Annotated in this window: 14 protein-coding genes; 7 read left to right on the top strand and 7 right to left on the bottom strand. The window is 63.9% G+C overall.

Annotated elements, in window-relative coordinates:
• Positions 1 to 179: 179 nt before the first annotated feature.
• The gene (locus ING15_RS08920) at positions 180 to 1391 is read right to left on the bottom strand and encodes an NADP-dependent isocitrate dehydrogenase (protein ID WP_206454450.1); all 1212 of its coding nucleotides are present in this window, start codon (positions 1389 to 1391) and stop codon (positions 180 to 182) included.
• A 175-nt stretch (positions 1392 to 1566) separates the two neighbouring features.
• Between ING15_RS08920 and ING15_RS08915 the strand changes: the two genes are divergently transcribed.
• The 3 genes from ING15_RS08915 to murI all read left to right on the top strand — a co-directional run bounded on the left by ING15_RS08915 (position 1567) and on the right by murI (position 4679).
• Positions 1567 to 3042 (top strand): carboxylesterase/lipase family protein, encoded by a 1476-nt coding sequence (locus ING15_RS08915; RefSeq protein WP_206454449.1) that lies wholly within the window; start codon positions 1567 to 1569, stop codon positions 3040 to 3042.
• Between the two features lie 81 nt (positions 3043 to 3123).
• Positions 3124 to 3903 carry an RNA methyltransferase gene (locus ING15_RS08910; protein WP_206454448.1) on the top strand — a complete coding sequence of 260 codons (780 nt, stop codon included), beginning with the start codon at positions 3124 to 3126 and terminating at the stop codon, positions 3901 to 3903.
• The gene (murI, locus tag ING15_RS08905; RefSeq protein ID WP_206454447.1) at positions 3900 to 4679 is read left to right on the top strand and encodes a glutamate racemase; all 780 of its coding nucleotides are present in this window, start codon (positions 3900 to 3902) and stop codon (positions 4677 to 4679) included. Before ING15_RS08910 ends, murI begins: the two co-directional genes overlap by 4 nt.
• 19 nt (positions 4680 to 4698) lie before the next feature.
• Here murI and ING15_RS08900 read toward each other — a convergent pair whose 3' ends face one another.
• Positions 4699 to 5388, bottom strand: coding sequence for a hypothetical protein (locus ING15_RS08900; protein WP_206454446.1), 690 nt, complete (start codon positions 5386 to 5388; stop codon positions 4699 to 4701).
• Between ING15_RS08900 and ING15_RS08895 the strand changes: the two genes are divergently transcribed.
• The 4 genes from ING15_RS08895 to ING15_RS08880 all read left to right on the top strand — a co-directional run bounded on the left by ING15_RS08895 (position 5360) and on the right by ING15_RS08880 (position 8178).
• Positions 5360 to 5518: a YqaE/Pmp3 family membrane protein gene (locus tag ING15_RS08895; RefSeq protein ID WP_206454445.1), complete on the top strand. Its 159-nt coding sequence runs from the start codon at positions 5360 to 5362 to the stop codon at positions 5516 to 5518. The two genes, ING15_RS08900 and ING15_RS08895, sit on opposite strands and share 29 nt — an antisense overlap.
• Positions 5519 to 5739: 221 nt before the next feature.
• Complete coding sequence (gene rpsD, locus ING15_RS08890; protein ID WP_206454444.1) at positions 5740 to 6357, top strand: 30S ribosomal protein S4; 618 nt, start codon at positions 5740 to 5742, stop codon at positions 6355 to 6357.
• A 103-nt stretch (positions 6358 to 6460) separates the two neighbouring features.
• Positions 6461 to 7357 (top strand): tRNA 2-thiocytidine(32) synthetase TtcA, encoded by an 897-nt coding sequence (ttcA, locus tag ING15_RS08885; protein ID WP_206454443.1) that lies wholly within the window; start codon positions 6461 to 6463, stop codon positions 7355 to 7357.
• A complete protein-coding gene (locus tag ING15_RS08880) occupies positions 7354 to 8178 on the top strand; it encodes an inositol monophosphatase family protein (protein ID WP_206454442.1) in 825 nt (274 codons plus the stop codon). The genes ttcA and ING15_RS08880 overlap by 4 nt, the downstream gene beginning before the upstream one ends.
• Positions 8179 to 8211: 33 nt before the next feature.
• On the opposite strand, the gene ING15_RS08875 is transcribed toward ING15_RS08880, so the two are convergent.
• From ING15_RS08875 to purL, 5 genes are all read right to left on the bottom strand, one after another.
• Positions 8212 to 9489 carry a multidrug effflux MFS transporter gene (locus ING15_RS08875; RefSeq protein ID WP_206454441.1) on the bottom strand — a complete coding sequence of 426 codons (1278 nt, stop codon included), beginning with the start codon at positions 9487 to 9489 and terminating at the stop codon, positions 8212 to 8214.
• A gap of 167 nt (positions 9490 to 9656) precedes the next feature.
• Positions 9657 to 10004, bottom strand: coding sequence for a Grx4 family monothiol glutaredoxin (gene grxD / locus ING15_RS08870; RefSeq protein ID WP_206454440.1), 348 nt, complete (start codon positions 10002 to 10004; stop codon positions 9657 to 9659).
• A gap of 13 nt (positions 10005 to 10017) precedes the next feature.
• Entirely contained in the window at positions 10018 to 10347 is a 330-nt protein-coding gene (locus ING15_RS08865; protein ID WP_206454439.1) for a hypothetical protein, read from the bottom strand.
• Positions 10348 to 10359: 12 nt separating this feature from the next.
• Positions 10360 to 10593, bottom strand: coding sequence for a BolA family protein (locus ING15_RS08860; protein WP_206454438.1), 234 nt, complete (start codon positions 10591 to 10593; stop codon positions 10360 to 10362).
• A 96-nt stretch (positions 10594 to 10689) separates the two neighbouring features.
• Positions 10690 to 12915, bottom strand: coding sequence for a phosphoribosylformylglycinamidine synthase subunit PurL (gene purL / locus ING15_RS08855; protein ID WP_206454437.1), 2226 nt, complete (start codon positions 12913 to 12915; stop codon positions 10690 to 10692).
• Positions 12916 to 12945 lie beyond the last annotated feature (30 nt).

Here is a 12945-nt window from a genome sequence, read left to right as displayed (position 1 = left end):
GCGGTCAGCGGGATAGGCTTGGCAAGTCTCGAAGCAGGCGTCTTCCGCGCGCTGCCTGATTCGGGGATCCTGGTTGCGTCGGCATTGCCTCAGCGATGGCGCCAACGAGCGGACGATATGAAAAAGGGGGCGACCCGGTCGCTCCCCTTTTGTTTTTCATTTCGAAATGAGACCGACGATCAGGCCATCGCCTTCTGCAGGTTCTCGTCGATCTTGTCGAGGAACCCCGTGGTCGACAGCCAAGGCTGGTCCGGGCCGATGAGCAACGCCAGATCCTTGGTCATGAAGCCGCTTTCGACGGTGGAGATGCAGACCTTTTCCAGCGTGTCGGCGAAGCGCTTGAGCTCGGCGTTGTCGTCGAGCTTGGCCCGGTGGGCGAGGCCGCGCGTCCAGGCGAAGATCGAGGCGATCGAGTTCGTCGAGGTCTCCTGGCCCTTTTGATGCTGGCGATAGTGGCGCGTCACCGTGCCGTGCGCGGCCTCGGCTTCGACGGTCTTGCCGTCGGGGGTCATCAGCACGGAGGTCATCAGGCCGAGCGAGCCGAAGCCCTGCGCCACCGTGTCCGACTGCACGTCGCCGTCGTAGTTCTTGCAGGCCCAGACATAGCCGCCGGACCACTTCATCGCCGAGGCCACCATGTCGTCGATCAGGCGATGCTCGTAGACGATGCCTTTGGCGTCGAATTCCGTCTTGAACTCGGCGTCGAAGATCTCCTGGAAGATATCCTTGAAGCGGCCGTCATACTGCTTGAGGATCGTGTCCTTGGTGGACAGATAGACCGGGTAGCCGCGCATCAGGCCATAATTGAGGGAGGCGCGGGCGAAATCGCGGATCGAATCGTCGAGATTGTACATCGCCATGGCGACGCCGGAGCCTGGCGCGTCGAACACCTCGTGCTCGATCGTTTCTCCGTCTTCCCCGACGAATTTGATCGTCAGCTTGCCCTTGCCCGGAAACTTGAAGTCCGTCGCGCGATACTGGTCGCCATAGGCGTGACGACCGATAATGATCGGCTTGGTCCAGCCCGGTACCAGGCGCGGCACGTTCTTGGCGATGATCGGCTCGCGGAAGATGACGCCGCCGAGGATGTTGCGGATGGTGCCATTCGGCGAGCGCCACATCTTCTTCAGATTGAATTCGCTCACCCGCCCCTGGTCCGGGGTGATCGTGGCGCATTTCACGCCGACGCCGTACTGCTTGATCGCGTTGGCCGCGTCGACCGTCACCTGATCGTCCGTCGCGTCGCGATGCTCCACACCGAGATCGTAGTATTTCAGGTCGATGTCGAGATAGGGATGGATCAGCTTCTCCTTGATGAAATGCCAGATAATCCGGGTCATTTCGTCGCCGTCGAGTTCCACGACCGGATTGTCGACCTTGATTTTTGCCATCGGCGCCTTCCTTGAAAATAAATCGGCGGCTTGATGGACCGCACAGGTGACGACAGGGAGCGAAGCCGCTTCCCGAAGCTCAGTGCGCCCTATAGCACCGGCATCCGTCAGCGCAAAGCAGCGCCGCTTCGGCGACGCTACCGGACAGGCGGAGCTTGAAAAGCCAGGAGTCCATATGCCGAAGTCGGTTCTCGTCGAGGCGCCCTGCGGGCCGGTGCGCGGTATCGAAAAGAGCGGCATCGCCGAATTCCGCGGCATTCCCTATGGCGAGCCGCCGATTGGCCGGGCTCGCTTCGCTATCCCCAAACCGGTCCGGCGCTTCGAGGTGACTTTTCATGCGGACAGGTACGGGCCGGCCGCGCCGCAACGCGGATCGCTGCCCGAGCCGCTTGCCAAGATCGCCGGGATGAATGCCCGTTTCAGCGAGGATTGCCTGAATCTCAATGTCTGGACGCCGAGTATGGCCGGCTCGCGCCCAGTCCTCGTGTTCATCCATGGGGGCGCGTTTATCATCGGGTCCGGGTCGCAATATCCAGGCGACGATCTTGCCCGGCGTGGCGACGCCGTCGTCGTAACGATCAATTACCGCCTCGGACTGATCGGCTTCAACGCCTTCGCCGAGATCTTTCCGGGCGATGATCGTTTCGCCGCCAATGCCGGGCTGCTTGACCAGCGCCTGGCGCTTCAATGGGTGCGCGACAACATCGCGGCCTTTGGCGGCGACCCGACGCGGGTAACCATCGCCGGCGAATCAGCGGGCGCGGCCTCGGTGGCATTCCATCTTGCAGCGCCGCGTTCGCAGCCGCTCTACGCACAGGCCATTGTCCAGTCCGGCGGCTTAAACCTGTTCTACCCGCGCACGCGCGCGGTCGAGGTCAGCCGCGCGCTCCTTGGACGACTGTCGGAAAACGGCGATCCCGAACGGCTGTTTCGTTTCAGTCCGCGTGCATTCGCATCGGCCATGCGGTCGCTGAGGGGAGACTATCCCGGGATCCTCTCACGGCCCTATTTCGACGGACGAGAGATACCGCAGGCGAGCCTTTCGGAGCACTACGGTACGATCAAGTCTGTCCCGTTACTCATCGGCACGAACCGCGACGAGTTCTCGTTCTTCAGCGAGTTGCCGATCTTCCGCATCGACAGCGACAAGACCGCGCTGACCGCCTGGGTGAGGGCGGCCGCGGGTCCGGACGCGGCGGAGAAAATTTCCAGCCTCTATTCCGACCGCCGTGCCGGGCGGGTCGCCTTCGGCACGGATCTTCTGTTTCGAATGGCGGCGATCCACCAGGCAGATGCCCATTCGGAGCGCGCCCAAACCTACATGTACCGTCTCGATTGGGAGGCGAAGGGGCTGCTGTCGCGGCTCGGCGCCACCCATTCGGTCGATCTGCCGCTTCTCTTCGAGGATTTCCTCAAGCCGCTTCGGAGCGTCTATCTCGGCGTTCTACCCGACATCCGGCGCCAGGCGCTCGCCGAGCGGATGCGCGATCACTGGATGTGCTTCGTCAATCGGGGCCGACCCGGGGACGATTGGCCAGCCTATGGTCCCGATCGTCAGACCAAGATATTTGCCATCCGCGACCAGGTGATGGCCGATCCGGAAGGCGTGCGGCGGGTCGCCTGGCAGGGGGTCGACGGTTGCGCGTTGTGAACGGTGCGGCGCGCGAACGGGTCTGACGACTTGGCGCGGCGAAACGGGCGCGCTATCAGCCGTCCGGCAAGAAGGATCGCGATGTTGACGCCTGCCTCTACATCCCCCACGTCGGCGCCCGGACCGGCGATCGTCCTCGTCGAGCCGCAACTCGGTGAGAATATCGGCATGGTGGCGCGGGCGATGGCGAATTTCGGTCTCGTCGATCTGCGGCTCGTCAAACCGCGCGATGGCTGGCCGAGCGACAAGGCAAGGGCCGCGGCGTCCCGTGCCGACCACGTCATCGACGCCGTCCGTTTGTTCGATTCGGTCGAGGCGGCTGTGGCCGATCTGACCTTCGTCCTCGCCACGACCGCGCGGGCGCGCGACAGCTTCAAGCCGGTGCGTGGGCCGGAGACGGCGGCAGGAGAATTGCGGGCGCGAATCGGCGCCGGCCAGTCCGCCGGCATCCTGTTCGGCCGGGAGCGTTTCGGACTGTCGAACGAAGAGGTCGGGCTCGCCGACGAGATCGTGACATTTCCGGTCGATCCGGCGTTTGCCTCGCTCAATATCGCCCAGGCCGTGCTGCTGATGAGCTATGCATGGCGCATGGCGGGCACGGAAGACGCGACCAAGCCGCGTTTTGCCGCGCCCGAGGCGCCGGCGGCACAAAAAGCCGACCTTTACCGCCTGTTCGAGCATCTGGAATCCTCGCTGGCCAAGGCCGGTTATTTCCACCCGCCCGAGAAGCGCGAGGTGTTTGTCCAGAACCTTCGCACCATGCTGACCAAGGCCGGCTTTTCCGAGCCCGAAGTGCGGACCCTGCGCGGCGTGATCAAGGCGTTCGATTTCGCCATCGCAAGGGGAGAGGGCGAAAAATGAGCGACCCGATTCTGGTGTTCGATTCCGGTATCGGCGGTCTGACGGTCTTGCGGGAGCTCAGAACCGTCATGCCGGATCGTCGCTTCGTCTACGTCGTCGATGACGCCGGCTTTCCCTATGGCGACTGGGAGGAGGCGCCACTGGTCCAGCGTGTTTCCGACCTTTTCGGGGAAATGATCGCGACCCACCGGCCGGAGGCCGCCGTCATCGCCTGCAACACCGCTTCCACGCTGCTGCTGCCGGAGCTGCGGGAGCGCTTCTCCATCCCCTTCGTCGGCACGGTGCCCGCCATCAAGCCGGCGGCCGAGCGCACCCGTTCGGGCCTCGTCAGCGTGCTCGCCACGCCAGGAACCGTGCGGCGCGACTATACGCGGGGTTTGATCGACAATTTCGCGCGCCAATGCGACGTGACCCTGGTCGGCTCGCAGAAGCTGGCCGGCATGGCGGAGAGCCACATCAGGGGACGGCCGGTCGACGGGAAAGCCCTGTGGGGGGAGATCGCCGAATGCTTTGTCGAGCGGGACGGCCGGCGTACCGACATCGTCGTCCTCGCCTGCACGCACTATCCGTTTCTCGCCAACATGTTCCGCAAGCTGGCGCCGTGGCCGGTCGATTGGCTCGACCCCGCCGAGGCGATCGCCCGGCAGGCCTTCAAGGTGACCGGCGCTGCCGTCGCCGCCGAGTTGCCGGAGGGTTTCGACCATGCGGTGTTCACCTCCGGCGCGCCGGACTACGCGACCCGGCGACTGATTCACGGCTTTGGCCTGGCGCCGTAAGACGGCCCGGTGGCTGCAATCAACCGCGCTGGAAGCTGAGGTCCGAGACCGTGACCGCCTTGCCGTCGATCTTTTCCACGACCTGCATCCGGAATGATTGTCCGCCGGGGTTCTCGATCAGCATCCGCGCCGTGTTGTCGTCGTAGATGACGCGGCCCCAGGTGACTGTGAGATCGAGCGTATCACCTTTCAGTCTGCCGACGAGGTGGGCCGGGCCGCTTGACGACCCGGTATAGGTTCCCGAGTAGGTGCCTGTCTCCGGATCGAGTCTAAGGTCCGCGCCGATCTTCCGGCTCACGACCAGCATGGCCCGACAGGTTCCGGCCAGCGAGAACGAGGTCTTGCTGCCGCGGCTGCCCGCGACCTTGCAGCTCACATTGTTCGGTCCGGGAAGCTGCTCCACCTTCACCGAGCCGCCACCGACCCAGCCACCATCGTAACGGTCGAAATAGTCGGCGGTCTGGGCCGCGGCCACCAGAGAGGAAACGGCCAGAAACGCGGCGATCGACGGGAAAAGCAAAGGCTTCATGGCATATCCGTTTTGTCTGGTTATCGCCGCAGCCTTGGCGAGCCGTTGCGGCCAATTGATGACGAGTTGCGTCGCGGGACCGTGGCCCGCGGGAACGACCTCGCGCCGCGAACGTTGGTCCGTCAACACAATCACGAAGGCTTGACCACACATGGACATCATCCGCATCATCGTCGCCATCCTGCTGCCACCGCTCGGCGTCTTTCTGCAGGTCGGCCTGGGCAAGCATTTCTGGATCAACGTCCTCCTGACGCTGTTTGGCTACATCCCGGGCATCATCCACGCTATCTGGGTCATCGCGAAGTACTGAGGCCCGTATCCGAATGGGTCGTTGACACCCATGCGGCCGGTCGTTAGGAAGCACTCATCCGGTTGGGATCCGTTCCAGCCGGTTTTTGACGTGTCCCGTGGACGGCATCGCTTCGTGCCCATGCCGTCCTGTCAGTCCGCGAAATGCGGGCAGAGGAGGGCGCGTTTCCTTGAAAGTCCGCGGACGGTCCGTCGGGCTTCGTTGTTATTGAAGGAAATGCGATGAGCAAGCGCGCATCAGCGAAGTACAAAATCGATCGCCGCATGGGCGAGAACATCTGGGGTCGTCCCAAGTCCCCGGTCAATCGCCGTCAGTACGGACCGGGCCAGCACGGCCAGCGCCGCAAGGGCAAGGTCTCCGATTTCGGCGTGCAGCTGCGCGCCAAGCAGAAGCTCAAGGGTTATTACGGCGACGTATCGGAAAAGCAGTTCCGTAAGATCTACGAAGAGGCCGCGCGCCGTCGTGGCGACACCTCCGAGAACCTGATCGGCCTCCTGGAGAGCCGGCTCGACGCCGTCGTCTACCGCTCGAAGTTCGTTGCGACGATCTTCGCGGCGCGCCAGTTCGTCAATCACGGCCATGTCAACGTCAATGGCCGGCGCACGAACATCCAGTCATACGTCTGCAAGCCGGGTGATGTGATCGAGGTGCGACCGAAGTCGAAGCAGCTGACCATCGTGCTCGAGTCGATCCAGCTCGCCGAGCGCGACGTGCCGGAATATATCGAGGTCGATCATCAGAAGATGGTCGCGACCTATCAGCGCGTGCCGGGTCTCCACGATGTGCCTTATCCGGTGCAGATGGAACCGAACCTAGTCGTCGAGTTCTACTCGCGCTGATATCGGTTCGATCCCTTACGAATGCGAAGGCCGTCCCCTCGAGGCGGCCTTTTGTTTTGGGACTTCGCCGTTTAGACGGAGGTGAAACGGGGAAGGGACGACAATGCTGGAGGAAGATCGCCTCGACCCGGCGAATCGGGCTGACGACGCCGGCGAGCCGGAGAGCGAGGCCGAGGGCGCCCATCCGCTGTTTCGCGACGTGCCGTCGTCGGTCGGCTTCAAGAAATTGCGCAAGCGCCTGCTCCGCGAAATGCGCGAAACGATCACGCAGTGCGCCATGGCGCGGCCTGGTGCCCGCTGGCTCGTCGGCATCTCGGGCGGCAAGGATTCCTACGCGCTGCTGGCGCTGCTGCACGACCTCAAATGGCGCGGGCTGCTGCCGGTCGACCTTCTGGCCTGCAATCTCGACCAGGGCCAGCCGAACTTTCCCAAGCACGTCCTGCCGGATTTCCTGACCCGTTTCGGCATCGCGCACCGGATCGAATATCGCGACACCTATTCGGTCGTGACTGAAAAGGTGCCCGAGGGCGCCACCTATTGCGCGCTGTGTTCGCGTCTGCGGCGCGGCAATCTTTATCGCATTGCGCGCGAGGAAGGCTGCGGGGCACTGGTACTCGGCCATCACCGGGATGACTGCCTGGAAACCTTCTTCATGAACCTGTTTCACGGCGGCCGGCTCTCGGCGATGCCCGGCAAGCTGCTCAACGACGAGGGCGACCTTCTCGTCCTGCGCCCGCTCATTCGGTCGGCCGAGGAGGACATCACGAAGTTTTCCGCCGCCATGGCGTTTCCGATCATTCCCTGTGATCTCTGCGGCAGCCAGGACGGGCTGCAGCGCAATGTGACCAAACAGATGCTGGCCGACCTGGAGCGGCGGTTTCCCGGCCGCAAGCAGGTGATGATGCGCGCGCTGTCGAACGTGCGGGCTGGGCATCTGCTCGATCCGGCGCTGTTCGATTTCGCTACTCTGTCCCCTTCATCCGAAAGTCAGGATTCTTGACCCGTTCCGTCGATATGGAGCGCCTGGCCGAGATCCTGCGCGAGGCGGCCAAGGCCGAAATCATGCCGCGCTTTCGCAATTTGTCCGACGCCGACATCCGCGAAAAGGCATCGGCGACCGATCTTGTGACGGAAGCAGACGAGGCGGCCGAACGCTTCATCGCGCGCGAATGCCGCGCACTCGCACCCGGCGCATTGTTCGTCGGGGAGGAGTCGGTCGCGGCCGAGCCGCACCTCCTCGATCAACTTGACTGTGCCGATCTGGCGATCGTCGTCGACCCCGTCGACGGGACGGCGAACTTCGCTGCGGGCGTTCCGCTGTTTGCGGTCATGGCGGCTGTCGTTGCGAAGGGAGATGCCGTCGGCGGCGTCATCTACGATCCATTGGGCGATGACTTCATGCTGGCGGAGAAGGGCGCGGGGGCTGTCCGCAGAACGCCTTCGGGCGATACGCAAAAGCTGACGACGGCGAAGCCTGTCGCGCTGTCCGATGCTGTCGGCTGCGTCAGCGCGACCCATTTCCCCGCCGACGAGAAGGCAGCCCTGTTGCCGCGTCTCGGAACGGTGAAGATCTTCGGCAACTACCGCTGTGCCGGCCACGAGTATCGCCTACTCGCTTCGGGCGGCACGCATTTCTCGCTCTATGCCAAGCTGATGCCGTGGGACCATCTGGCCGGTTGCCTGCTGGTCGCCGAGGCGGGCGGGCATGTCGCCAAGGCCGACGGCTCATCCTATACGCCGAGGGATCGCGGCGGCTCGCTGATCGCGGCGTGCGATCCGGGCCTCTGGCGGGATGTCAGGGACGGGCTGCTACCCGTTTAGGCTCCCCGACCTGCCTGTCTGCCTCCGACAGGTCTATTCGGCGGGGTTCTGGCGAAGCGCTTGGCTTGCGTGAGGCGCCGGTGCGTTCTTGGCCTCGAACAGCCGGCCCTCGGCCAGCCAGACCGAACCGAGTGCGGCGATCGACAAAACCGTGAAGCCGACCAGGATCGGGACCACCGTGCCATCGTAGACATAGCCGATCAGCGCGCCGAAAAGACCGCCGCCGAAGGTCTGCATGAAGCCGAGAACCGACGAGGCCGTTCCCGCTACATGGCCGAGCGGATCCATGGCAAGGGCGTTGAAATTCGTTCCGATGAAGCCGAACAGACAGAAATTGACGGTCAGCATGGGGACGAAGAACCACAGCGGGGCAGCGCCCCCCATGGCGTAGGCAACGACGAGATGGATGACCGCAAGCAGCAGGAAGCTGATCAGGGCTCCGTGGGAGAGGCGGCGCATTCCAAGCTTCTCGACCAGTCGCGCGTTGAGAAAAGATGCGAGGGCCATGAACACCGCCGTTGCGGCGAAGACGAGGGTGAAGGTCGGGCCGAGGCCATAGACCTCCGTGTAAAGCTGTTCGGCCTGGTTGAGAAAACCGAACAGCACGCCGAAGATCAGCGCCGTCGCGACCGTGTAGCCGAAGGCGACCCGGTTGGTCAGGACGATCCGAAACGCCTCGAGGATGCGCTTGGCGGTCAGTTCCCGTCGGTTCTCGGGGTGCAGCGTCTCGGGCAGGCGAAGGGCCGTCCAGACTGCGACGACCACGCCGAAGACGCCGATCGCCAGGAAGATCTCGCGCCAGTCTCCGAACAGCATGATCAACTGGCCGATGTTCGGGGCGATCACCGGCACGGCCATGAACACCATCATCACCAGCGACATGACGCTGGCCATACGCCGGCCGTTAAAACAATCGCGAACGACCGAGACTGCGATCACGCGCGTCGCCGCTGCGCCGACGCCCTGGATCGCCCGTAGCGCGAGAACTGTCTCGAAGTCTGGCGCAAAGATGGCCGCCACCGAAGCAACGACATATACGCCGAGGCCGAAAAACAGGATCGGCCGCCGCCCGAACCGGTCGGAGAGCGTGCCATAGACGATCTGAGCGCTACCAAACCCCAGGATGTAGGCGGTAATCACCAACTGGCGCTGGTTCGCGTCAGCCACGCCGAGCGCCGACCCCATCTCCTGCATCGCCGGGATGAAGATGTCGATCGCCGCCGCGTTCATCGCCATCAGGCAGGCGATCATCGTCACCAGCTCCCAATAGGGGAGCCCGCGCGTTTCGCCGTGGTTGGACGCGTTCGACATGGTTGGCCTCACGAAGGGTAGGGGAGACCTACCCTCGATCGAAGAAAATGCAAGTGGCACTTATAAAATCGTCGATCCGAAGCAGAGACAGTCCGTCAACGGCAAAGCCCCCGCGTCGGAACGCGGGGGCTGCCACGAGCTCCCGACAAAAAACGCGTCCTTCGCGGTCAGCCGTTCGCGGCGGCCGGGGCCGTCGTCGCCACACCATTCTCGCCGAAGAAGGTCTGTAGCTCACCGGCCTGGAACATCTCGCGGACGATGTCGCAGCCGCCGACGAATTCGCCCTTGACGTAGAGCTGGGGAATCGTCGGCCAATCGCCGTAGTCCTTGATACCCTGACGCAGATCGTCGGTCGAGAGGACGTTCACGCCCTTATACTCGACGCCCAGATAGTCGAGAATCTGGACGATTTGACCGGAAAATCCGCATTGCGGGAAGGCAGGCGTCCCCTTCATGAAGACGACGACGTCGTTCGTCTTCACCTCGTTGTCGATCCATTCGTTGATGGCTGTCATGGCATGTCCTGACTTATGAATGTGGAGAGGAGAGCGGCTTTTCGATATTATCCAACCGTTCCTCGTGCTTGTCGATACGCCGCGATAGAGCGAGCGCCTCGTTGAGTCGATCCAAGCTCTTGTTCTCGGAAATGATCGCGTCGCTTTTTATCTCGCCCAGATCGCGCTCGATCCGGGCGAAGCTCTCGCGATTGTCCCGATCACTGCGCTCTGCCTTCATCGCATGTCGGCTCAAGAGATCGATCATTGGAATCATCGTCTTTTCGACGCCGTCCATCCGACGCAGATGGGCGAGCGTATGGCTCGCCAAATTATCTGGAACGGTGTCGCCGATCTCGCTCATTTCGCCAACATACTACTTCGGCGCGCTGGTTTGTAGAGCCAGGGCGTGGAGTTCCCCGCCCATATTGCCCTGCAAGGCCTTGTAGACCATCTGATGCTGCTGCACCCGGGACTTGCCGCGAAAGCTCTCCGAGACGATCTCGGCGGCGTAATGGTCGCCGTCGCCGGCCAGATCACGGATCGTCACCTCGGCATCGGGAATCTTGCTCTTGATCATCCTCTCGATGTCGCTGGCGTTCATGGGCATGTCGGGTCTCCTTGGTTCGGCGTCTGGAATCGCGAACCCTGCTGGATGATAGGGATTGCGCCGGGCGCGATCAATCCAGCGGGCGCCGCCTCTCGCTCAGGCGGCGGCCGCCGGTTCGATGATCTCCCCCGACATATAGGCGGGGAACCAGGATTCGTGCGCGATCGTCAACGCCGCGATCGACATGTCGAGCCGACCGTCGATGACGAGCCTGTCCCCGCCAGCAGCACCGAGCCGGCGCAGAGGCACGCCAGCTTCCGCGGCCTCGGCCTCGATCACTTCGGCGAGGTTCGCTGCGACCGCCACGACATAGCGAGCCTGATCTTCGCCGAAGAGCAGGGCGTGGCCCGCTCCGCTGCCGGCGTCGATCCGGGCGCCGCGATCGGAGGCCATGCAGATTTCGGCGACCGCGATGGCCAACCCACCATCCGACAGATCGTGGCAGGTCGCGACACGGCCCGACCGGATCAGGTCGCGAACGAAGTCGCCGTTACGCCTTTCCTCGGCGAGGTCCACAGGCGGCGGCGCGCCTGCTTCGCGCCCCTCGATCTCACGCAGATAAATCGTCGCGCCAAGATGGGAGCCGTCCCGGCCGACGAGGAACAGGATGTCGCCCTCCTTCAGGCCGCCGACGCGGGCGGTCCTGGCGCGGTCATCGATCAGCCCGACGCCGCCGATGGTCGGCGTCGGCAAGATCGCCTCGCCATGGGTCTCGTTATAAAGCGAGACATTGCCGGAGACGATCGGGAAGGCTAGGGCCTCGCAGGCCGCGCCGATCCCCTCGACCGCCTTGACGAACTGGCCCATCAGCTCCGGTTTTTCCGGATTGCCGAAATTGAGGTTGTCGGTGGCGGCGAGCGGCTCGGCGCCGACGGCGGTTAGGTTGCGCCAGCATTCGGCGACGGCTTGGGCGCCGCCCTGGAACGGATCGGCCTCGCAATAGCGGGGCGTGACGTCGGAGGAAAAGGCGAGCGCCTTGGTCCGGTGCCCGTCGACGCGCACGACGCCGGCGTCGCCGCCGGGGCGCTGCAGCGAGTTGCCCTGGATCAGCGTGTCATATTGCTCGAACACCCAGCGGCGCGAGCACAGATCCGGCGAGCCGAGCAACGTCAGCAGGGCGGTGCCATAATTGGCGGGCTCGGAGACGTCCTTTGCGTGGATTGCTTGTGCCGGCTTCGGCTCGATCCACGGGCGGTCGTATTCCGGCGCCTCGTCGCCGAGTTCCTTGATCGGCAGATTGCCGACCTCGCGGCCCTCGAACATGATGCGGAAGCGCAGATCGTCGGTGGTGCGTCCGACGATCGCGAAATCGAGCCCCCATTTGACGAAGATCGCCTCGGCGACCTCGCGCTTGTCGGGGCTGAGCACCATCAGCATCCGCTCCTGGCTTTCCGACAGCATCATCTCGTAAGGCGTCATCGCCGCCTCGCGCACCGGCACCTTGTCGAGATCGAGCTCGATGCCAAGCCCGCCCTTGGCCCCCATCTCGACGGCCGAGCAGGTGAGGCCCGCCGCGCCCATGTCCTGGATGGCGATGACGGCGCCGGTCTGCATGAGTTCCAGACACGCCTCGAGCAGGCATTTTTCGGTGAAGGGATCGCCGACCTGCACCGTCGGCCGCTTCTCCTCGATGTTCTCGTCGAATTCGGCCGACGCCATCGTTGCGCCGCCGACGCCGTCACGGCCGGTCTTGGCGCCGAGATAGACGACCGGAAGGCCGACGCCCTTGGCTTCCGACAGGAAGATCGAATCGGTCCGGGCAAGGCCCGCCGCAAAGGCGTTGACCAGGCAATTGCCGTTGTAGCGGGGATGGAAATTGACCTCGCCGCCGACCGTCGGCACGCCGAAGGAATTGCCGTAACCGCCGACGCCGGCGACCACCCCGGCGACGAGATGACGGGTCTTGGGGTGGTCCGGCGCGCCGAAGCGGAGCGCGTTCATCGCCGCGATCGGCCGCGCGCCCATGGTGAAGACGTCGCGCAGAATGCCGCCGACGCCGGTCGCCGCCCCTTGATAGGGCTCGATGAAGGAGGGGTGGTTGTGGCTCTCCATCTTGAAGACCACCGCCATGCCGTCGCCGATATCGACGACGCCGGCATTCTCGCCCGGCCCCTGTATGACGCGCCGCCCCTTGGTCGGCAGCGTCCGCAGCCAGCGCTTGGAGGATTTGTAGGAACAATGCTCGTTCCACATGGCCGAGAAGATGCCGAGTTCGGTGATCGTCGGCTCGCGGCCGATCAACGACAGGACGCGCTCGTATTCATCCGGTTTTAGTCCGTGGGCCGCGATCAGCTCCGGGGTGATGTCGGTCTCGGCGGTCATGGCGTTTCCTGGGCGTTGGTCTGCGCTTTG

Origin of the sequence: Aurantimonas marina (genome assembly GCF_017183135.1) — a bacterium.
GTDB lineage: Bacteria > Pseudomonadota > Alphaproteobacteria > Rhizobiales > Rhizobiaceae > Aurantimonas > Aurantimonas marina.
The sequence above is the reverse complement of the archived record's forward strand: the minus strand, read 5'-3'. Positions and strand labels throughout refer to the sequence as shown.